Genomic DNA, 21,551 nt, shown 5'->3' with positions numbered 1-21,551 from the left:
CTGTTTACATGAATTCTTACAATGATTGATAAGGGAAAAGAGGAGATTACTACGTCGCTGTCGCTCCTCGTAATGACGGATAGGAATACTATGCATAGTTCCACGCCATCATTGTACAACCACAAGGCCACGAGCTGTCATTGCGAACCCCCACAGGGGGTGTGGCAATCTCCTCTTTTTGCAAAAACCAAATAACTCTTTCCATATTAATAATTTCTCTTCCAAAAAAATGCCCGACCCCTTACGGTGATTGGCATCTTACAAAAGAACCTAACTGTAAAATATGTTACATGAATTCCGATTTTATCTGCTCTATTTCGATTTTTATTAGTTTTTCTGCCATTTGCGGGACTGTCTCCCATATTACCTTTTCTACCTCCTCTCTGAGTGTTGGGATGTTTTCCTCCAAAGTGTTTTTTATGACACGCTCTGTTATTTCCTTTGTCATCTTAAACATCTCGCTGACTGTGTTAGATAAAATCCCCTTAATGGTAGAGGATATTACCTGGCTTATTATGGCATCAAGGTTAATCTGGCCTACAACATCATTTATTTTCCTGTTAATAGCCTCCGAGACACGGTCATCAAGGTCTATACTGATATCTTTAAAGTTTTCCTTAACATACAGATTTACCGACTCCTGAAATACGGAAAGAATACTCCCTTCGTCAAAAACCATATCTATCTTGTGGTCAAGACTTCTTTTAAGAATGCTGATTACATCAAAAGACGTAAGAAGGACATCACCTTGCGGCCTTAAGCCGGCATCCATTGGGATTTCTCTGTATCTGTCTTCTTTAGGGGTGTAAGAAACTGTATCTTTAGTTTCAGCCTTTGGTTGATTATCTTTTGTAAAGAAACTGCCGGAGAGCTCCTGCAGCTCCTCTTGATCTAAAAATTCGGTTGCGGTTATCTCCTCTTCTAAGAACTCCTGAGTTGGGACAGGGTCACCCTCTTTAAGCTCATCCGTAAGTTCATCAAAAAGTGAAGCAACAGAGTCATCGCCGTTGTCTTTACCATCTTTAGCCTGGAGAATTACATCCTGAGTGGTGTCAAAATCATCAAAGGACAGCTCTTCAAGATTTGCATCCTCCAGTTTCCTTGCATCGCCTTCAAAGGAAACTGTCTCCTCAACCATCGTCTCATTAAGAAGAGCCTCTATGTCGGCATCGCTCATCATAGAGGTATTATCCAACTCCATGGGTTCATCCATAATCTCATCCATGGAATCTTCATTGTCGTCGCCTGTCAGACTCTCCAACACATCTTTAAGTTCCCGTGTGGTTAAATCATTATCTGTGAAATCCTGAAAGTCATCTTTTTCGCCATGCAGAGAATCCTCAAACACAGCCGTTTCCTCTACATGAGTGTCTTCAAACAAACTGTCAATGTCTTTTTCATCCATGATGGAGGTCTCACCAAGCTCAATAGGCTCCTCCTCCTTGTGTGGATCCTCCACATCACCAGAGTCCATATTCTCAACGGCAGCAGATGATTTTATATAAGTATGTATCTTATTTAAAAACTCTTTGGAATCAAAAGGTTTAAACAGGTAATCGTTAGCTCCGACCTCTTTTATTTTTTGCTCATTAAGGGATTCAAATGCTCCAATGAGCAGTACAAAGGGCACATCTTTGAGGGCCTTATTAGCTTTTACCTGTTTACAGAGGTCGTAGCCGCCAAGCTTTGGAAGCTCCACGTCAGCAAGGATAATGTCCGGAACAAATGACTTTAATTTAGAAAGAGCCTCCTCCCCATCGTTAACAAAAACAATCTCGTAATTCTCCTCAGAGAGAATCAGCTCAACCACTTTTAGAATGGTCACACTGTTATTTACTAACAAAAGCTTATTAGCCATCAGCCATTTTCACTCTTTACCCTGTGTTCCGGCACAAAAAACTACCGGAAAGATATGTCAAATTTTAATATTGTTAAACACACGGTTTAACAGGAGGAAACACCTCATGAGCCGCCAAAACCGCCTGAGGGCATGGGATTATTAGAGAAATCTGATGAACTGTCCGCACAACTAAAGGTAGAAAATTGTTTTTTCACGTTTTTAGAATTACACAAGGTGCAAACGGCATCAGTTTCACCCATCTTCTGAAACACTGAAAAAAGCTTCTTACAGTCCTCACATATATATTCATATATAGGCATTGCTAACTCCTTTTTTTTTGGTATTTGCTTTAAACTTTCCGGCTATATTAACATAAAACAATAGTTTTGTTAACTATGTTGTTACATCATTTCATTATATCGGCCTGATACAATCCTCTGTCCACTCGTTAATCCTCTAAAATCTGCCCTTTCAGTCCATCTGGGGTGTAAACGCATATGGCATCCTTGTTTCCACTATCCGGATAAATCATACACCTGTAGGAGGCAGTCTTTCCGTAGTTTACCTTTATATGTTCCCATCCATTTATGTAAAAGCTGCACTCATCATTAAAACATACATACAAAAACGGGGTACACCACCCAAGACCGTCACTTAAATTAAACGTGGGTGGTTCCATCTTGCTCATCTTATGTCCGCAGTAGGGGCACTCCGGTGCTTCAGTCACTTTTACCTTTGTTTCCGTCATAAGTCTTTCCTGTCTCCTTTAACATACCAACGATACCCGTTGTTTGTCTTTGTTTATAAAAAAGTCTTTCATAGCCCTGATGCCGTCCTGTGGTATTCCTGAATAGATTTAATCCCCACCTTGTTTGATTTTAACATTTCCACAGCATTTGCGACAGCCCTTGCCGCAGAAATCGTAGTTGCGTAGGGAATCTTATAGGTGAGTGCTGATGTTCTTATTGATTGGGAGTCTTGTTTAGATTTGGAATCTGATATTGTGTTGATTATGAAGCTGATTTCTTTGCTTTTTATTAAATCAACAATGTGAGGCCTCAGTCCCTCATTTACTTTATTAACCGGCTCAGCCTCAATCCCCTGCCCCATCAGAAATTCCGTAGTGCCTTTTGTTGCAGCAATTGTAAAACCGTTTTTAATGAAGGTGCGCGCTATTTCCACGCATGAGTGCTTGTCCTTATCCCGCACACTTATAAAAATCTTACCCGCCATCGGAATCCTGTTATAGGCCGAGGCCTGAGCTTTAGCATAGGCCAGACCAAAATCCACGTCTATTCCCATAACCTCACCGGTTGATTTCATCTCAGGTCCAAGTATTGTATCAACTCCGGGAAACCTCCCAAATGGCAACACTGATTCCTTTACCGCAATGTGTTTAATTACCGGCTCCTTTGTGACACCCAACTCATCAAGAGTTCTGCCGGCCATTATCTTTGCCGCAATTTTGGCGATTGATACCCCTGTGGCCTTACTGACAAATGGCACCGTGCGGCTGGCTCTGGGGTTAACCTCCAAAATGTATATCTCACCCTCTTTTACGGCAAACTGTACGTTCATCAGCCCTATAACGCGAAGCTCAAGAGCCAGCGCTTTCGTCTGCTCCTTTATTTCGTTCACTATGCGGGGGTGCAGGGAGTATGGTGGTAGTGAACAGGCCGAATCTCCTGAGTGAATTCCAGCCTCCTCAATGTGTTCCATGACTCCGCCTATTATGACTTTGGTGCCATCCGATATGGCATCCACATCAACCTCTATGGCATCCTCCAGGTACTTATCCACTAACACCGGTTTTTCATGAGACACCTTAACGGCACGCCCCATGTAATCATATAACGACTCGCTGTCATAGACAATTTCCATGGCGCGTCCCCCTAATACATACGAGGGCCTTAACATAACCGGATAACCAATCCCATCTGCCGTCTTTACCGCCTCTTCAACAGAGCGTGCTATGCCGCTAAGTGGTTGTTTCAAATTTAACTTATGGAGAAGGTCTTTGAATCTGGCCCTGTCTTCAGCCCTGTCAATAGCATCGGGAGATGTGCCAAGCACCCTGACTCCAGCTCTTTCAAGCGGCACGGCAAGTTTAAGCGGCGTCTGCCCGCCAAACTGCACTATCACTCCTTCAGGTTTTTCAACGTCTATAATTGAAAGCACATCTTCAATAGTAAGAGGCTCAAAGTACAGCCTGTCCGAGGTGTCATAGTCGGTGCTAACAGTTTCCGGGTTACAGTTTATCATTATGGTTTCATACCCAAGCTCCTTAAGGGCATAAACCGCCTGTACGCAGCAGTAGTCAAACTCTATCCCCTGCCCTATCCTGTTTGGGCCTGAGCCAAGAATCACTATCTTTTTCCGATCAGTTGGGTTAGCCTCACAGGCCGATACGGCGTTTACTTCTGCCTTACCTGCGCCATCCTCGGTTATTTTGTAAAACGGCCTTTCATACGTTGAATACAGGTATGGGGTGCGTGCCTTAAATTCTGCCCCGCAGGTGTCAACGATTTTATATACCGGTATAATTCCTCTGAGTTTTCTTAATGCTCTGACTGTGTCCTCATCGGTTTTTAGAAGCTCTGAAAGCCGCCGGTCTGAAAACCCAAACTCTTTTGCTTTTCTAAGCAGCCCGGAATCTATATCTGACAGATTCTTGCCGTTTAAAGCTATGTCGGATAGTTGTTTTTCAAAATCAATAATTTCCTTAATATTGTTTAAAAACCAGGGATCCATTTTGGTCACTGAGTTTATGGCATCAACCGTATAACCCCTTCTTAGGGCTTCACCAATAAACCAGAGTCTTTCTGAGTTTGGCACTTTGAGTTTTAACATCAGAGCCTTTTCGTTTAAAGTTTCATCGGGCTTTTCAAAGCCGTATGTGTCTGCTTCAAGGCTTCGCATCGCTTTTTGAAGTGATTCCTTAAAAGTTCTCCCTATAGCCATAACCTCACCCACAGACTTCATGGCGACGGTTAGAATGGGCTCTGCCTCCGGAAATTTTTCAAACGCAAAACGAGGAATCTTTGTTACCACATAATCTATGGTTGGCTCAAAAGAGGCCGGAGTTTCACGGGTTATATCGTTTGGGATTTCATCAAGCCGTAATCCTACGGCAAGTTTAGCGGCTATTTTGGCTATCGGAAATCCGGTTGCTTTGCTTGCCAACGCCGAGCTTCTTGACACTCTCGGATTCATTTCAATGACAAGCATTCTGCCTGTTTCCGGACTTAGTGCAAACTGAATATTGCTCCCTCCGGTATCAACCCCAATTTCTCTGATAATAGCGATTGAAGCGTCTCTCATCCTCTGATACTCTTTGTCGGTAAGGGTCTGAACCGGAGCCACCGTTATAGAATCCCCGGTGTGTACCCCCATAGGGTCTAAGTTTTCTATTGAGCAGATTATAACCACATTGTCGGCATTATCTCTCATCACTTCAAGCTCATACTCTTTCCAGCCTATGACCGATTCCTCTATGAGCACCTGAGTGACAGGACTGAGATCAAGCGCATTTTTAAGAAGCGCACCGTACTCTTCAAGATTATAGGCAACCCCTCCTCCGGTGCCGCCCAGTGTAAAGGCAGGCCGCAAAATAGCCGGAAACCTTACGTACTCAACCGCCCTCATTCCCTCTTCAACCGTAGTTACAGCGACACTTCGGGGAATCTCAAGCCCGATTCGCTCCATAGAATGCTTAAACTGCTCTCTGTTTTCAGCCTTTACTATTGCATCCAGCCCGGCCCCTATCAGCTTTATACCGTATTTGTCCACCACACCAAGCTCACATAATTCCACGGTGAGATTAAGGGCTGTCTGCCCGCCCATAGTTGGCAACAGGGCATCGGGGCGTTCCTTTTCGATTATCATCTCAAGGATTTCACTGGTAAGCGGCTCAATGTAGGTCACATCGGCCATATCGGGGTCAGTCATTATAGTTGCAGGGTTGGAGTTTACTAAAATTACCTCATACCCCTCTTCTCTCAGCGCCTTACACGCCTGAGTACCCGAATAATCAAACTCACAAGCCTGGCCGATTATTATAGGCCCGGAGCCTATTATTAGAATTTTTTTAATGTCGCCTCTTTTTGGCACTTTCTTCCTCTTGGTTTATGTTTTTATATAATGCAACACGTTATCCGCTAATTCCTGAGACTCTTCTTTGGTTTTACTGCTGTATATTATTATGTTTTCTGCCAAGTCAGAAGTGTTTTTGAAAATACACTCAACAGTATAAATATGTTCGGAAAGCCCAAAGCCCGGGATGACTGTCCCATGGCCAAGAGCAATTTTCTTTACAAACTCAACCCCGTCAGGGTTAGACATCTTAAACTCTGTGTGTTTAACTATAACATCCTTAATATCACTTAATGGCCTTTCAAAAACATTGGTTCTAAATGTCCCGTTTTTAGTTAACTTTATTAGTCCAACGTCTTTATCTATTAACAGCTCAAGAGCCGGCTCTTTAAAAAGTAGAATTCTTGATAGTGGAAATGAGGTAATTGCAAGCACTAAAGCTATAACGTAGTGGCTAATTGTCAAAACGCTGACTCTGTATACGATAAACACATATAACAGCGCAACCCCTCCTGAAACAAATGCTGCTGACATTTCAGCGTTAAATATCCCCACATGCAGCACACTCGTCTTTTCCGACTTAAAAGATTTTGAGATTAGAAGCAGACAATTGCCTTCATAGTATATGTCATAGTTGTGTCCACTATTACTATTATCTTTTAAAACTGAGACAGTACCCCCCATTGCTGGTAAAACTATGTTCTCATTATAATAGCCCGACGTGTTTAAGAGCCTCTTTGATGTCAGGGTTTTTGATGGATACTTCTTTAAGGGCTTTTTCAAGCAATTCAGCCCGTTCCTCGAGTTCTTTAGTTTTTCGTACGGCGGGAGCAAGTGCAGTACGTCTGTCCCATAGTACAAATCCCATTAAAAATCCCATGCCACTAAAAAATAGTCCAAACAGTATTCCAAAGCCCCAAAGCATGAAAGTTGTCATCTGGTCAAACTTTCTATTCATATCAGCTTTCAAATCGTCAATCCTTTGGTTTGTAGCTTTCAGCCCATCGTCAATCTTTTGGTTTGTAGCCTTCAGCCCCTCTTCAAGGCGAATCAAGCGATCCCTGTCCGACTGCGTAAATGATGAATCTGCTGAAAAAGCAACGGTTGACAGACAAAACAACACAAATACGGCTATCGCTACGCTCTTCATGATTGATTGTAACATATATCGTATATTGCCAGCAACACGGCTGCGTTTTTTAACTAGTCAATATGCAAGAGATTGTGCCGTCAGGTTAGATGTGGTTGCAAAAAAATTCCAACACTTGATATTATTAGTTAAACAGGAGGACAAAGATGAGACGTGTAATAATTTATCCCGGAGAGGATGGATATTGGGTCGCGCAGTGTCCGTCTCTGCCGGGATGTATAAGCCAGGGGATTACAAGAACTGAAGCGCTTGAAAATATCAAAGAAGCCATAATACTGTATATTGAGACATTAACCGAGGATGGGCACTCAGTACCGGAGGATAATCTGGAATTAGTAACGGTATGAAATTGCCTGTTGTTTCAGGCAGTGAATGCGTTAAAGCTCTTGCAAAAACAGGGTTTATATTTAAAAGACAGCATAGCAGCCATATAATACTTGCAAGAGATAATCCTTATTCACTAATAGTAGTGCCTGACCATGCAACGTTAGACAGAGGAACATTAAGAGCAATTATAAGACAGGCCGGACTTACCGTCAACGAGTTTTTAGAATTGCTTTAAGTAACGCAGTTCTTCATTGACTACTGACATGCAAATTAAATGTGTTTATTCCGGATGTCATTTCTACAGCCTGATCGGTTCGCCTTTTTTTCATACAACTTAATCCTCAGAAAAGTAGTCTGAATCAATTTTTTTAAGCTCGTAGGAGCTTGAAAGTTTTACTCCAACATTGAAATTCATCATTAGTTCCGTTAATTTTTCTCCATCTATCAATATTAGTTTTGTATCACCCAATTTTTCAATATAAGACAGAGCATCTGACGTGAATTTTGAAGTTGTTATGAACACTCCTTTTTTAGCACCTTTTTGAAGCATAGCTCCGGCAAAACTTCTGACCTCCGACACACTAACAGACACTTTATCCCATCTTTTTGCCTGTATATATATTACGTCCAGACCTAAATGATCTTCCTTTATTATCCCATCTATTCCATCATCACCCGTTCTACCGACAGCCCTGCCAGCTTCTTTATTTGAGCCGCCATATCCCATTTTTACAAGGAGATCAACTACCAACATCTCAAAAAAACTAGGTGAACATACTTTAACTTTATCAAGCAGCTCGTCAGACAGTGCGTTTCTAATCTTTTTATATCCGTCCTCTATCATTTCCTCAGGGGTTGTTTCTTCAAACTCTGCATTATCATTTTTCTCTACCGTTGCAGACTTTTTATCATCAGCTATACCCTTTAATAATAGAGAAAACTCTGGATATTTTTTGAGAAAAGGCAAATTTATTTTAGCTGGATTTTGCCCTAGCGCATCCAATCCCCGCTCAAGTATTTTTATTACTCCACGACCTTTCGATTCTATTAATAATGCCTTTTTTAAATAGTTCACAGCCCAACCAATTCTATTGTATAGAATTTTTTGACCACTTGAATATCTGTCATTTAACTCATCATCAGATAAACTAAATTCCTTTGCAATAGAATCTACTATCTCACTTGTTCTATGTTCCTTTCGGTCTTTACAAAAACAAAGTATCGGAAGCATCAATGTCTGGAAATCAGGAATCATAATTTAGACCTATGCCTTCTCATCAAGTAACAGCTTGCCAGGATACTTATCATTTTAATAACCTCTATTTCCCCAAGTTTTCCTTCACGTTTCAATTAAAACCTCATCGCCACTGACTGTGCACTTATATGTCTTTACGTTCATAATGCCGATTTTAGCGATGAGTTTTATTAAAAATGGGGGAAAAATCTTATACCAGGCCTGAAGTTTCCCCGTGGTTACGTCAAAAGTCGCTCCGTGACATGGACATATTACCTGAGTGCCTTTTAATGTGCCTGTATGAAGTCTGCACTTTTTGTGCGGACATATGTCTCCCAAAGCAAAATAGTCACTACCAACTTTTATTAAAAGCACGTTGTTGCCACCCTCTTCAACTCCCATCATGCCGTTTTTCTCTAATTTATCAACACTCACTCGTATCAAATTTTTATCCTCCATAGCATATATTAACCAAGTGTTTTTAAAGAATTCTTTATTCGCAGATTTTCACAGATTGATATTTTTTATCTGCGTTCATCTGCGTCATCTGTGGACTATCCCTTTTCTGTAAATGTTTTCTTTACACATTTTTTTCAACCATATCCATAAAGCGCCTGAAGAGATACATAGAGTCGTTAGGCCCGGGGCCTGCCTCCGGGTGGTACTGTACTGAAAACAACGGGTACTCGTTATGCCGCATTCCCTCAGCCGTGTTGTCGTAGAGGTTAACGTGAGTAAGTTCCACTTTACCCTTCAGGGAGTCAACGTCAACACAGTAGTTGTGGTTTTGGGATGTGATTTCCACCTTTCCGCTTTCGAGGTCTTTAACCGGATGATTACCGCCGTGGTGGCCAAATTTAAGTTTATACGTCTTTCCGCCTAAAGCAAGCCCAATTATCTGATGTCCAAGACATATACCAAATATGGGCTTTTTGCCGATTAGTTTTCTTACATTAGAAATGGCGTATGTTACAGCCTCAGGGTCACCGGGGCCATTACTTAAAAAAATTCCATCCGGTTCCATGCCAAGCACATCCTCGGCTGATGTTTTTGCCGGTACCACTGTTATGTCAAACCCTGTATTAAACAAATTCCGTAGTATGTTAAATTTAACGCCAAAATCATAGACCACAACTTTGGGTTTAGCCCTGTCCACTATCTGATACAAATGCCTGCTGCGTTGTTTTTCCTTGCCCCATTCCCACAGCTTTTCATTCCAGCTGTAATCGGATTTGGTAGTCACATCCTTAACCAGATCAACACCCGCAATTCCAGCATGTGCTCTTATTTTTTTTAATAAATCCTTAGCGTTAGTCTCTCCTGTTGCAATAATTCCCATCATAGAGCCGTTGTCTCTAAGGTGTGAGGTGAGTGCCCGTGTGTCTATTCCCTGAATGCCTACTTTGCCGTGGTCTTTTAAATAACTGTCAAGAGAGCCCTTAGAGCGCCAATTGCTGTGGCAATCGAAATTCTCTTTTACGATAAAACCTTCAACTTTTGGGCCGCCCTTGGATTCAACATCCTCCGGATTAACTCCGTAGTTACCCATCTGTGTGTATGTCATGGCTACAATTTGTCCTGTGTATGAGGGGTCGGTAAGAATCTCCTGATACCCGGTCATTGAGGTGTTAAACACAACCTCACCTGCGGCCTCACCTGAGGCGCCAAAACTCTCACCCTCAAAAACCAAACCATCCGACAGCACAAGCGTTGCCTTTAGCATTAGTGTCTCTCCGAAATATTATCATAAGTGACTCTGCCTCGATTTATAGTTAACACCGGCTGCCCTTTAAGTTGCCATCCTAAAAAGGGAGTGTTTTTACCTTTTGATAAAAACTGTTCGCTTTCCACTATAAATTCCGCCCCCATATCAACCACCACAACGTCACCGTCTTTGCCCTCATGAAGGGTGCCCTTATCTATGTTTAATATAAGTGCCGGTTGACTGGTCATCTTTTGTATTAATCTATTTAGCGTCAACACTCCGTCATGCACCAGTCTGATACTTAGAGCAAAAGCCGTTTCAAAGCCTGAAATCCCAAATGCCGCCCTGTCAAACTCACACATCTTATCGTCCCTGTGATGAGGGGCATGGTCGGTTGCGATTGTGTCAATTGTGTCGTCACTTAGGCCCTCTCTTACGGCCTCCACATCGCGTTGGGTTCTAAGCGGAGGATTAACCTTACCGTTGGTATTGTATCCTGAGACAGCATCCTCCGTTATACTAAAATAATGCGGGCAGGTCTCGGCAGTGACATTTATCCCGTCTTTTTTAGCCTCTCGAATTGCTCTGACTCCGCCTGCCGTTGAGACGTGTGCCACATGCAGTCTGCCTCCGGTAAGAGCCGCTAAATCAATATCACGCTTAATCATGATAATCTCTGCCTCGGCTGGAATTCCTCTAAGCCCCAGTATGGTTGACAAATACCCCTCATTCATCACCCCGCCCTCGGATAAATGAGCATCCTCAGCATGGGAAATTACAGGACAGGAAAACACTTTAGAATACTCAAGCGCCCTCCTCATTATAAGAGAGTTCATAACAGGTTTTCCGTCATCTGAAAATGCAACACATCCGGCCGTTTTCATCATACCCATTTCGGCAAGCTCCTTGCCCTCCTGTCCCTTTGTGATAGCGCCAATTGGAAACACATCGCAATACCCCTCAACCATTGCCTTTCTTACGATAAACTCCGTCACTGTTTCGTTATCGTTTACTGGCTTTGTGTTTGGCATTGGGCAGACAGAGGTAAATCCGCCACGTGCTGCGGCAAGTGTGCCGGTTCGTATGGTTTCTTTGTACTCAAACCCAGGCTCTCTTAAATGAGCGTGCATGTCAACAAACCCCGGGAAAACATGCAGTCCTGCCGCATCAACCACAGTTATATTGGAATCGCCAACCTTGATTGAATCTGCTCCAACAGACACCTTTTCAACTCTGCCGTTTGTGATTAATACGCAGCCAACAGCGTCTATCCCCTGTGAGGGGTCAGTGATGTGTCCGTTTTTGATTAAATAATCTGTCATCTTTCTCTACCTATGCTGTCACTTAGTTCTTAATTTATCTCTTGTGTGGATAGGAGCATTTAAGTAGAATCCATTTGTTTGTGTTTCTATTTTAACGCTTACAGGTATAGAAAAGTCAATGGTAATAACAAAGCAACTGTTAAGTTTTATAGTAAATCATCAATGATCTGCTTGAGAGTTTTTATGAGAACCGGTACATCGTTAAGACAGGGAGCAAAAACAGCCTCAGCACTGATGTCAAAATACTGGTGTGCAATTTTCCCAAAGATGTTCTGTAGGTTCAGCTTCGGTGAATATGCAGGCTATAAGATAGTATAACATAATACTCTTTAGATTGCTATTTGAGACCGTTGCAAAATTCCCAAAATGGGGGAAAAGTATTTCCCAATTAATACCGAGTAGCAGCCTAAAATATAATAATGATGAGATTACCACGTCGCTATCGCTCCTCGTAATGACGGATAGGTACGCCCACGCACAGCCCCACGCCGTCATTGCGAACCCCCGCAGGGGGTGTGGCAATCTCATCCTTTTTCTATAACATTTTGTTATATTTTTGAACTCAACTTTGGTTTTATAATATTTTTGCAACGGTCTCTATTTGGTGTTGGTTTTAAAATAGGACAATTGCCCACATCAGTCTAAGACCTCATTTTGTGTGCAAATAAATTAGGATTCCAGCTTAGAGTCAACGTCTTGTTTTTCTTTACCCATTTATTTTATACTAAAAATGTATTTTACTAATTTAGTAATTTAATAAGGAGCACTATGAACGAACAAAAAACAATCGTTAGAAAAATAAGCCGGGGGTTTCAAATAACTATCCCACGAACCCTGCGAGAAACTTTTGGTCTTCATATCGGAGACATGATTGAGTTTGAGCAAAAGGACGACATGTTTATATTACGACCGGTGGAGGTGATAAGAAGAAAAGAAATGGTTCAAAAGTTGAAACATATATTGGAGAATCAACAGGAAAATGAGTTTAGTAATCTTTCAGAGGATGAAATAATGACAATTGCCAATGAAGAAATTAGAAAAAGCAGAAAGGAACGAAAGAAGCAGTAATTTATAAAATGAAGGTCGTAATAGATTGCAACATTTTTATTTCTGCAGGTTTAAACAGAGGTACTTGCCGGGATTTAATTTATGAACTGATTGAACATCATACAGTGTACTTTTCACCAGAAATTATCGAGGAATACACCGTTGTAATCAACAGGCCGAAATTTCAAAAAGTCCCTGCTTTTAATTTGATTTTGCAGGATTTAGGAACAGTAGCAATTATAGTTAAACCAGTGCAACTCTCTTTTAAACTTGCTGATCCCAACGATGAAACCTACCTTGCCACAGCATTGACAGCTAAAGCCAACGTAATTATCACTGGAAATAAAAAACATTTTCCTCTTGATGAGTACGAGGGAGTAAAAATTTTAAGCCCAAGAGAATTCTTAGATTTACTCTGACATTACCACGTTGGTGCAATCTTCTTGATTGCGCAGTAATGTTTGGAATTTTGAAAATGTTGGTACTACAATCCCAAACGTTATGGAGCAGTCTGCAAGACTGCTTCAACGCAGGCTTTAAATAGTTTTATCCAAACATAAATCGTAATATTATGAGAATTTATCACATTTATTGACTTTATTTTAAATATTTTATATGCTATAGCTAAAATACTTATAAAAAGGATAAATGAAATGTTAGTGACTTTTAGCGTAGCAAACAATTTGTCTTTTAAAAAGAAAGTAACACTAAGCATGGTTGCCGCCTCAGTTAAAGAACATGCGGATCACCTTATTCTCACACCTAACCCTAAACTAAAACTCTTAAAAAGCGCTGTCATATATGGTGCTAATGCAAGCGGTAAAAGTAATCTGATTAAATCAATAACTTTCATGAGAAACTGTGTATTGGAATCTGCAAATGAGAAATGGTTAGAGACTAGTTATCCCTTTCTTTTTGACACAGAAAGCATAAATAGAAATTCACACTTTGAGATTATTTTCATGTTAGGCGAAGTAAGGTACAGATATGGTTTTGAACTTTTGAAAGGCAAAGTCCAAAGTGAATGGCTCTATTCAAGTCTGAAAGCTAAGGAAAGGAAACTTTTTAAAAGAGAGCTTGGTAACATAGAACCTAAATTTAAGGAGGGCAAAGGTTTAGAGGAGAGGACTCGTCCTAACGCTTTGTTTTTGTCAGTTTGTGCTCAGTGGAATGGTGAAATCTCAACTAATATTTCAAATTGGTTTTCAAATGTTAACATAATTTCAGGGATAGATGACAGGCGCATCTTGCCATATTCATTGAAAAAACTTGAAGATGAAACAAATAAGAACAGTATTTTAGACTTTATAAAAATTGCTGATTTACAAATTGAGGATATTAAAAGTGAAAAAATAAAGGTAACTGCAGAACAAATTCCAGAAGATTTTCCAGAAGAATTAAGAAAGGCATTGTTAGAAAAGGACGCATCACTATCTTTCACTTTACACAATAAATACGATAATGAGAGGAAAGCAAGTGGTCATGTTAAATTACCAATAAATTTTGAATCTGAAGGAACATTGAAAATAATATCCTTATCAGCTCCAATACTTGAGAAACTTGCAGATGGTACAATTTTGGTTATTGATGAGATGGATGCAAGGTTACACCCAATAATAACCAAAGAGTTAGTTAAAATATTTAATACCAAAAATAAAAATGCACAGTTTATAATGGCAACGCACGACACTAATTTGTTAAAAAAGGAATACTTTAGAAGAGACCAGATTTGGTTTACTGAAAAGGACAGATATGGGGCTACTGACTTATACTCTCTAGTAGAATTTAAAGTAAGAAATGATGCCTCGTATAATAAAGACTATATAATGGGGAAATATGGGGCGGTACCTTTTATTGGTGATTTCTCAACACTTACTAAAGAACATGAGACGGCAAATGAATAATTTAAAACGCAAACAAAACTATAGAAAAGTTAGCAAAACAATTTTGATTGTCTGTGAAGGAGAAAAAACAGAGAAGAATTATTTTGAGAGTTTTCGGAAAGATCTTCATAATAGTCTGATAAATATACAAGATGTTAAAATAATTGGCACAGGATATAACACTTGCTCTTTAGTGCAAAAAGCAAAAGATTTACGAATAGAACTCAAAAAAGAAGGAAAAGATTTTGAAATAACCTGGGTAGTGTTTGACAAAGACTCTTTTGCATCTGAAAATTTCAATAAAGCAATTGATTCAGCAAAAAAGTGTAATATTCGTGTTGCCTATTCAAATGAGGCTTTTGAGTTGTGGTACTTGCTGCATTACGCTTATATTGATGCAGGGTTATCAAGAGACCAGTATAAAGAAAAGCTTACAACACGCTTAGGATTTAAATACGAAAAGAACTCAAAAAGTATGTATAGCACACTATTAGATAGACAGACAACCGCAATAATAAATGCTAAAAAATTAATAGAGCATCATAAGACTAGCAACCCTAACGGTTTAAACCCTGAACGAGATAATCCGTCAACAACAGTTCATGAACTGGTCGAGGAACTAAACAAATATCGTAAGTAGTGACTTTAAATAATTCCTGCATGTTATCTATGGGTCAATCAGCCATCTTTTACGCAGCAGCCAGTTCAAAAGCATCGTGCAGCTCTCGCACGGCAAGCTCCGTATATTTGGCGTCTATCACGCAGGATATTTTTATCTCAGACGTGCTTATCATCATAATGTTTATGTTGTTTGACGAGAGGGTTTGAAACATCTTTGCGGCTGCCCCGGAGTGGGTTCTCATACCTGCCCCTATGATGGAAATTTTAGATATGTTGTCGTTTAAGACCACTCCCTCAGCTTTTAGCTCTCCTGCCACCTTCTCGGTTATTGCCTGTGCAGCCTTTGAGTCCGTTTTAGGCACTGTGAAAGAAATATCAGCGGCTTTACTGTCTGTGCTAATGTTTTGCACTATCATATCAACAACAATACCTGCATCGGCAATGTTTGTAAACAGAGTTGAGGCAATACCCGGTCTGTCCGGAACGCCACGTACCGTTAGCTTCACCTGATTTTTATCATAGGCCACACCGGAGACCACTACCTTTTCCATCTCACTGTCCTCCTTTATTACTAAAGTGCCTGGCACATCATTAAAACTTGACCGCACCACTACCGGCACATCGTATTTCTTAGCATATTCCACAGACCTTGTCTGAAGCACCTTAGCGCCCAGACTTGCCAACTCAAGCATCTCATCATAAGAGATTTTGGTTAGTTTCCGTGCGTTTTTTACAACGTTTGGATCTGTCGTATAAACTCCGTCCACATCGGTGTATATTTCACAGAGATCGGCACGTATTGCGGCACTCATTGCCACTGCACTGAGGTCAGATCCACCACGGCCAAGGGTTGTTACATCTGCTCCCGTATTTGTAATCCCCTGAAACCCCGCTATCACAGGTATAAAGCCTTCTTTTAGAGCCACTAATACCCGTGCTGCATCAACCTTTTCTATCTTTGCCCGTGTGTGTTCACAAGTTGTGAAAACTCCGGCCTGTCTGCCGGAAAGCGACAACGACCTCTCTCCCAGTGACTCTATCGCTATAGCTGTTAGAGCGGCGCTTATGCGCTCTCCACTTGATAGCAGCATATCCATATCACGAGTTGACGGATTTTGACTTATCTCCTGTGCCAGATTTATTAATCTATCGGTCTCACCAGACATCGCTGACACAATAAGCACGACATCATGTCCCTCACGCTTTGTTCTAACCGCACGCTCAGCTACCGCCTTGATTCGCTCCTTGCTGCCAACCGATGTGCCCCCATACTTTTGCACTATTAACATATTATTTCACCGCCGTTTCTTTAGACGCTTATAAAATAATCCATAAGCGTATGCCCTGAGGTTATTGTCATAACACCCGCAGTTGTAATTATGTTTTCATCGTAAGATTTTACCGGACTTTTCACATCGTCTGCTGAATCATAAATAATAAACGGCACCGGTTCCCGGCTGTGGGTTTTTATACATATCGGGGTTGCGTGATCCGGCATTATCAACAGCCTGAAATCATGCCTGCCCTTTAGTTTATCTAACACTCCGCCAACAATGTATTTATCAAAATCCTCAATAGCCTTGATCTTATCATTAAGATTTCCCGTGTGTCCGGCCTCATCTGGGGCCTCAACGTGGATATAGACAAAGTCGGCATCATTCAGGGCATCAACCCCGTAGCTTGCCTTGCCCTCGTAATTGGTATCAATATAGCCGGTTATGCCGGGAACTTGAATTATTTTTAATCCTGCGGCAACCCCAAGTCCTCGTGTTAAGTCAACAGCGCTAATGAGAGCTCCGTTAAGTTTATATTTTTCTTTAAATAGCGGCAACAAAGGACGCTTGCCCTGTCCCCATAGCCATATGCTTGTGGCTGGTTTTTTGCCGTCTCGAGCCCTGCGGGTATTTACCTCATGCGTCTTAAGCACACCCTCTGATGCCGTCATAAGATCTATCAAAACATCTGATTTCTGTCCTTTAGGCAAAAACTGTGCTATCGGTTTACCGGTTATATCGTGAGGCGGAGTGCAGTCAATGTCAGTCAGCCCGTTTTCCCAGACCATCAGATGACGATAGCTTATGCCGGGATAAAATTTGAAATCGCTATTAGAAGGAACCGAGGCTGCCATTGCCTCAATGAGCGCCCCACCCTCCTCAGTTGTAATGTGGCCGGAACTGTAGTCCTCCATGATGGTCTGCCCATCCACGGTTTTCAATGTGACAAGATTGCAGCGGTAGGCAACATCAGTGGGTTTCAGGTCAATACCCATACTGAGAGCCTCAAACGGTGCTCTGCCTGTGTAGTAGAGAGTGGGGTCATAACCTAAAATACTTAAGTTCGCTACATCAGAGCCCGGCGGCAAACTCTCCGGCACTGTCTGAACCCCACCAACTGTGCCCCGTGAGGCAAGCATATCCATGTTTGGCGTGTGTGCTTTCATAAGCGGAGTCTGGCCACCAATGGAGTCAATCGGACGGTCTGCCATCCCGTCTCCTATCAGCACTATGTATTTCATGTTGTTGTGTTTCCTTATCAGAAGATTATTATCTTACAGAAGCTTTTCAATATATTCCTCAACGGAAGCCATATCTGACCACACCTGAAGGGGGTCTTTGGTAACTTTAAACACTGTGTCAGGGTCTTTCAGGCCATTTCCGGTAAGGGTGCAAACAATGGATGTACCCTGTTCAAAATATCCTGTCTTTGTGAGCTTTATAACTCCTGCAATTGTGGCAGCCGAAGCGGGTTCACAGAAAACTCCCTCAACTTTGGCAACAAGCGCGTAAGCCTCAAGAATCTCCTCATCCGTCACGGAGTCAATAAGACCGCCGGATTCATCCCTTGCCGCCTCTGCGCGTTTCCAGCTGGCAGGATTTCCGATTCTTATAGCCGATGCCACTGTCTCTGGCTTTGCTATTGGCTTGCCAAGCACTATGGGAGCTGCTCCTGCTGCCTGAAATCCGACCATCTTAGGCAGGGAATCTATCTTGCCGTGGGATTTGTATTCATTGTACCCTTTCCAGTAAGCCGTGATGTTGCCGGCGTTTCCAACCGGTAAGACATGATAGTGCGGAGCGCAAGACATCTGGTCACAAATCTCAAACGCTGCAGTCTTTTGTCCCTCCAATCTGAAAGGATTTATCGAATTAACCAAGGTCACTGGATATTTTGTAACCACATCTTTCACTATATTAAGAGCATCGTCAAAATTTCCCTTTATCTGAAGCACTGCAGCGCCATGAATAATTGCCTGAGCAAGCTTTCCCATAGCAATTTTCCCCTCCGGAATAATCACGATGGCGCTTATACCTGCCCTTGCGGCAAAAGCAGCGGCTGAAGCGGATGTGTTACCAGTAGAAGCGCATATAACGGCACGGCAGCCCTCCTCCACAGCTTTTGATATTGCTACTGTCATCCCCCTGTCTTTGAAAGAGCCGGTTGGATTTAAGCCATCAAACTTAAAATACAAGTTGGCTTTGAGGCCTATCTTTTTACAAAGATTCCTTGCCGGTATTAAGGGAGTGTTTCCCTCATTAAGTGTAATTACAGGGGTTTTTTCGGTAACTGGAAGATATTCCCTGTATTTTTCTATTAGTCCATTCCACTGTAACTTTGCAGGCATCGTACCTCCGTCTGCATCTAATGACATTTAACCTCCGTTAACCTCCGTGAGTTTACTGTAAGATGTCTCCCTCTACAAGCTCAACCTCTACACCCTTTTCTCTTAAGGCTGCAACCGCCTTATCCACAAGCTCATCCGTGCCATCTATTTCAAGCACCATTTCGCCTACTGTATCGGTAATCCTTGCCCGCCGGATGTTTGGCGTAATATCAAATTGTCTGGCTACCGTAAAAACGATCGGCTCCTTTATCAGATCCGGGGGAAATGTTAATTTTATGCGCCTTTTCATAGGTTAAACCCCAGAGTCAGTCGGGCATCCTCCGGCAATTGCTGGCACAATGGAAATCTCAGCCCCATCTACAACCTGCGTCTCTTCTGCCGACAGAAAGCGAATGTCTTCCTCATTAACATATACGTTGACAAAGCGGCGAATTTTACCGCCATCAGAAATCCTCTCGGCTATCCCCGGATACTTTGAGTCAAGTTCAGATACTATGCCTATGACAGTGCCTGCTGTGGCCTCCACTACATCTTTCCCCTCTGTCAGCCTCTGGAGAGGGGTTGGGATTCTCACTTTGACAGCCATATGACCTCCTTGATTTATGTATTTTGAATTTTTTTCAATGCTTCTTCAAAAGATTTCATGTTTGGAGCAATGTGGTGCGGACCACCCATGTGGCCGTTTAACGCCTCCTGGGTTTTAAGTCCGTTGCCGGTTACGCAAATTACCGTGGTTTCATTTTTCCCGATAACCCCTTGTGCCGCAAGTTTCTTAGTGACTGCCACAGTTACACCGCCTGCAGTCTCGGCAAAAATCCCCTCGGTTTTAGCCAGAAGTTTAATGCCGTCTATGATTTCCTGATCGGTTACACTGGCTCCGCCCCCCTGGGTCTCTTGTGTAATCTTAAGGGCATAGTAACCGTCAGCCGGATTCCCTATTGCCAAAGACTTTGCTATCGTGTTGGGTTTAACCGGCCTTATAGCGTCTGTGTGGTTATTGAGGGCTGTAATGATAGGACTGCACCCTTCAGCCTGAGCTGCAAACACACGGGTTTCCAGTTTTTTGAGCACTCCTATTTTTTGAAACTCTGTAAAACTCTTCCACACTTTTGTAAGCAGGGAGCCGCTGGCACACGGCACTATCACGTTATCGGGAGCAGTCCAGTTAAGCTGCTCTATGATTTCAAATCCGAGGGTCTTTGACCCTTCGGCATAAAACGGCCTGATGTTAATGTTTACAAATGCCCATTTGTACTTATTGGCGATTTCACTGCACAGTCTGTTGACGTCATCGTAGTTACCATCAACGGCAAGCAAATTAGGCTCATAGACCAGAGAAGCCACAATTTTACTGGCTTCAAGGGAGCCCGGGATAAATATAAAACGTTTAAATCCAGCCTTTGCGCCATGTGCTGAAACTGAATGTGCAAGATTACCGGTTGAAGCGCAGGCAACAGTGTCAAATCCAAACTCCTTTGCTTTTGTAAGAGCTACTGCAACCACTCTGTCTTTAAAAGAAAGGGTGGGATGGACAACCGTATCGTCTTTTATATAGAGGGATTTAAGCCCAAGCGCTTTACCGAGATTTTTGGCCTCAACAAGAGGAGTAAACCCAGAGTCAAGCCCGACCTGAGGATCGCCGTCAATAGGCAGAAGCTCCCTGTAACGCCACAGATTAGCGGGTCTTTGCATTATTTTTTTGCGATTTAATGCCTTCTTTATCTTATTATAGTCATAGACGGCCTCAAGTGGCCCAAAACAAAACTCACATACGTATATAGGATCTATCGGATATTCCCTTCCGCACTCACGACACTTTAACCCTGAAACAAAACCCATCTACAGACCTCCTTAACAGCTCTCTGTCCACGGCGCTGCCGCACGTGAAATGAGCTTATTGCGGGGAAGCTAATGTCCACACAACACAATACTAAAATATTTAAAGATATTTTGTAAACTGCGGGGTGATGATTTATAAAAAAAGTAAATTAATAAGAGAAGTAAGGGAAAGGGTGCTGCCCTTTCCCTTAACCCTATCCCACACGGGGAATGATTCCCCGTGACCCCCGGTTTTTTGACAATGATTGGGTGGTTTATTCTAATGCTGTTTTATTTTCCATGTGGGTAGCGAATTTTTTAACCAGCGTTCCGCCGCTTAAAAACTCTCATTGCGAGCTCCGCCCGAACAACAGACGAACAAATTAAAAGATTTATAAATATTATCGATATGAATGCTGCATGACCGCATCCCTCCGTTGGTGCAATCTTGTAGATTGTACCTCAGTGTTTGGAATTTGGAAAATGCGGGTACTGCAATCCAAAACTTTATGGAGCAGTCTTATTGACTGCTCCATAACAGAGGAAAAATGTTAAAATGCCTGTAAAAGAAGATGAATAAATATGAGATAATTATCTATTGGAGCAATGAGGACGAATCATTCATAGCTGAAGCACCCGAACTTCCTGGATGTGCGTCAGACAGCGGCACTTATCAAGAAGCCTTAGCAAACATTGAAGTAGTTATCTTAGAGTGGATAGAAACAGCAAAAGAATTAGGACGCACTATCCCACAACCAAAAGGACGTTTGATTTATGCTTAGGCTAAACATTATATGGCTCATTTTCAAATTGAGCGTTTAGAAAAAAGAACAAACCACTGTCGCTTAAAAAGAGTAGCCTTATTAGACGTTTTGCCTGTAAGCTTAATT

Annotated in this window: 23 protein-coding genes; 7 read left to right on the top strand and 16 right to left on the bottom strand. The window is 42.0% G+C overall.

Translation table 11 applies throughout. The features are described 5' to 3' along the window. Positions 1 to 286: 286 nt before the first annotated feature. From HQK88_09870 to HQK88_09845, 6 genes are all read right to left on the bottom strand, one after another. On the bottom strand, positions 287 to 1,858 hold the full coding sequence (locus HQK88_09870; protein MBF0617105.1) for a response regulator: 1,572 nt from the start codon (positions 1,856 to 1,858) through the stop codon (positions 287 to 289). Between the two features lie 104 nt (positions 1,859 to 1,962). Next, positions 1,963 to 2,160: a zinc ribbon domain-containing protein gene (locus HQK88_09865; protein MBF0617104.1), complete on the bottom strand. Its 198-nt coding sequence runs from the start codon at positions 2,158 to 2,160 to the stop codon at positions 1,963 to 1,965. Positions 2,161 to 2,288: 128 nt separating this feature from the next. After that, positions 2,289 to 2,528: a hypothetical protein gene (locus tag HQK88_09860; GenBank protein MBF0617103.1), complete on the bottom strand. Its 240-nt coding sequence runs from the start codon at positions 2,526 to 2,528 to the stop codon at positions 2,289 to 2,291. A 128-nt stretch (positions 2,529 to 2,656) separates the two neighbouring features. Then, a complete protein-coding gene (gene carB, locus HQK88_09855; GenBank protein MBF0617102.1) occupies positions 2,657 to 5,950 on the bottom strand; it encodes a carbamoyl-phosphate synthase large subunit in 3,294 nt (1,097 codons plus the stop codon). 15 nt (positions 5,951 to 5,965) lie between these two features. Beyond that, positions 5,966 to 6,715, bottom strand: coding sequence for a hypothetical protein (locus HQK88_09850; protein MBF0617101.1), 750 nt, complete (start codon positions 6,713 to 6,715; stop codon positions 5,966 to 5,968). Then, the gene (locus tag HQK88_09845; GenBank protein ID MBF0617100.1) at positions 6,639 to 7,097 is read right to left on the bottom strand and encodes a hypothetical protein; all 459 of its coding nucleotides are present in this window, start codon (positions 7,095 to 7,097) and stop codon (positions 6,639 to 6,641) included. The genes HQK88_09850 and HQK88_09845 overlap by 77 nt, the downstream gene beginning before the upstream one ends. Before the next feature lie 131 nt (positions 7,098 to 7,228). Here HQK88_09845 and HQK88_09840 point away from each other — a divergent pair, with 131 nt between their 5' ends. Further along, positions 7,229 to 7,429, top strand: a complete 201-nt coding sequence (locus HQK88_09840; protein ID MBF0617099.1) for a type II toxin-antitoxin system HicB family antitoxin — start codon at positions 7,229 to 7,231, stop codon at positions 7,427 to 7,429. Next, entirely contained in the window at positions 7,426 to 7,644 is a 219-nt protein-coding gene (locus HQK88_09835) for a type II toxin-antitoxin system HicA family toxin (GenBank protein ID MBF0617098.1), read from the top strand. Before HQK88_09840 ends, HQK88_09835 begins: the two co-directional genes overlap by 4 nt. Before the next feature lie 99 nt (positions 7,645 to 7,743). On the opposite strand, the gene HQK88_09830 is transcribed toward HQK88_09835, so the two are convergent. From HQK88_09830 to HQK88_09815, 4 genes are all read right to left on the bottom strand, one after another. Continuing rightward, complete coding sequence (locus tag HQK88_09830; protein ID MBF0617097.1) at positions 7,744 to 8,664, bottom strand: restriction endonuclease; 921 nt, start codon at positions 8,662 to 8,664, stop codon at positions 7,744 to 7,746. A gap of 84 nt (positions 8,665 to 8,748) precedes the next feature. After that, positions 8,749 to 9,087, bottom strand: coding sequence for a Rieske (2Fe-2S) protein (locus HQK88_09825; GenBank protein ID MBF0617096.1), 339 nt, complete (start codon positions 9,085 to 9,087; stop codon positions 8,749 to 8,751). 136 nt (positions 9,088 to 9,223) lie between these two features. Then, entirely contained in the window at positions 9,224 to 10,366 is a 1,143-nt protein-coding gene (gene carA / locus HQK88_09820; protein MBF0617095.1) for a glutamine-hydrolyzing carbamoyl-phosphate synthase small subunit, read from the bottom strand. Then, positions 10,366 to 11,670: a dihydroorotase gene (locus tag HQK88_09815; protein ID MBF0617094.1), complete on the bottom strand. Its 1,305-nt coding sequence runs from the start codon at positions 11,668 to 11,670 to the stop codon at positions 10,366 to 10,368. The genes carA and HQK88_09815 overlap by 1 nt, the downstream gene beginning before the upstream one ends. Before the next feature lie 768 nt (positions 11,671 to 12,438). Between HQK88_09815 and HQK88_09810 the strand changes: the two genes are divergently transcribed. The 4 genes from HQK88_09810 to HQK88_09795 all read left to right on the top strand — a co-directional run bounded on the left by HQK88_09810 (position 12,439) and on the right by HQK88_09795 (position 15,240). Beyond that, the gene (locus HQK88_09810; GenBank protein MBF0617093.1) at positions 12,439 to 12,738 is read left to right on the top strand and encodes an AbrB/MazE/SpoVT family DNA-binding domain-containing protein; all 300 of its coding nucleotides are present in this window, start codon (positions 12,439 to 12,441) and stop codon (positions 12,736 to 12,738) included. A gap of 8 nt (positions 12,739 to 12,746) precedes the next feature. Further along, the gene (locus HQK88_09805; protein ID MBF0617092.1) at positions 12,747 to 13,136 is read left to right on the top strand and encodes a putative toxin-antitoxin system toxin component, PIN family; all 390 of its coding nucleotides are present in this window, start codon (positions 12,747 to 12,749) and stop codon (positions 13,134 to 13,136) included. Positions 13,137 to 13,370: 234 nt separating this feature from the next. After that, a complete protein-coding gene (locus HQK88_09800) occupies positions 13,371 to 14,621 on the top strand; it encodes an ATP-binding protein (GenBank protein MBF0617091.1) in 1,251 nt (416 codons plus the stop codon). Next, entirely contained in the window at positions 14,602 to 15,240 is a 639-nt protein-coding gene (locus HQK88_09795; protein MBF0617090.1) for an RloB domain-containing protein, read from the top strand. Before HQK88_09800 ends, HQK88_09795 begins: the two co-directional genes overlap by 20 nt. A gap of 49 nt (positions 15,241 to 15,289) precedes the next feature. On the opposite strand, the gene HQK88_09790 is transcribed toward HQK88_09795, so the two are convergent. From HQK88_09790 to HQK88_09765, 6 genes are read right to left on the bottom strand one after another with little or no spacing between them, the layout of a single operon-like run. Beyond that, a complete protein-coding gene (locus HQK88_09790) occupies positions 15,290 to 16,510 on the bottom strand; it encodes an aspartate kinase (protein ID MBF0617089.1) in 1,221 nt (406 codons plus the stop codon). 20 nt (positions 16,511 to 16,530) lie between these two features. Beyond that, positions 16,531 to 17,736: a cofactor-independent phosphoglycerate mutase gene (locus HQK88_09785; GenBank protein MBF0617088.1), complete on the bottom strand. Its 1,206-nt coding sequence runs from the start codon at positions 17,734 to 17,736 to the stop codon at positions 16,531 to 16,533. Positions 17,737 to 17,769: 33 nt separating this feature from the next. Next, complete coding sequence (locus HQK88_09780) at positions 17,770 to 18,843, bottom strand: threonine synthase (protein ID MBF0617087.1); 1,074 nt, start codon at positions 18,841 to 18,843, stop codon at positions 17,770 to 17,772. Positions 18,844 to 18,895: 52 nt separating this feature from the next. Beyond that, on the bottom strand, positions 18,896 to 19,132 hold the full coding sequence (locus HQK88_09775; protein MBF0617086.1) for an NIL domain-containing protein: 237 nt from the start codon (positions 19,130 to 19,132) through the stop codon (positions 18,896 to 18,898). Between the two features lie 3 nt (positions 19,133 to 19,135). Then, a complete protein-coding gene (locus HQK88_09770; GenBank protein ID MBF0617085.1) occupies positions 19,136 to 19,429 on the bottom strand; it encodes a MoaD/ThiS family protein in 294 nt (97 codons plus the stop codon). Between the two features lie 14 nt (positions 19,430 to 19,443). Then, positions 19,444 to 20,682: a threonine synthase gene (locus HQK88_09765; protein MBF0617084.1), complete on the bottom strand. Its 1,239-nt coding sequence runs from the start codon at positions 20,680 to 20,682 to the stop codon at positions 19,444 to 19,446. A gap of 551 nt (positions 20,683 to 21,233) precedes the next feature. Here HQK88_09765 and HQK88_09760 point away from each other — a divergent pair. Then, on the top strand, positions 21,234 to 21,443 hold the full coding sequence (locus HQK88_09760; GenBank protein MBF0617083.1) for a type II toxin-antitoxin system HicB family antitoxin: 210 nt from the start codon (positions 21,234 to 21,236) through the stop codon (positions 21,441 to 21,443). Positions 21,444 to 21,551: the final 108 nt, after the last annotated feature.

The sequence above is a fragment of the Nitrospirota bacterium genome, assembly GCA_015233895.1.
In the GTDB taxonomy this organism is placed as follows: Bacteria; Nitrospirota; Thermodesulfovibrionia; order Thermodesulfovibrionales; family Magnetobacteriaceae; genus Magnetomonas.
The sequence above is the reverse complement of the archived record's forward strand: the minus strand, read 5'-3'. Positions and strand labels throughout refer to the sequence as shown.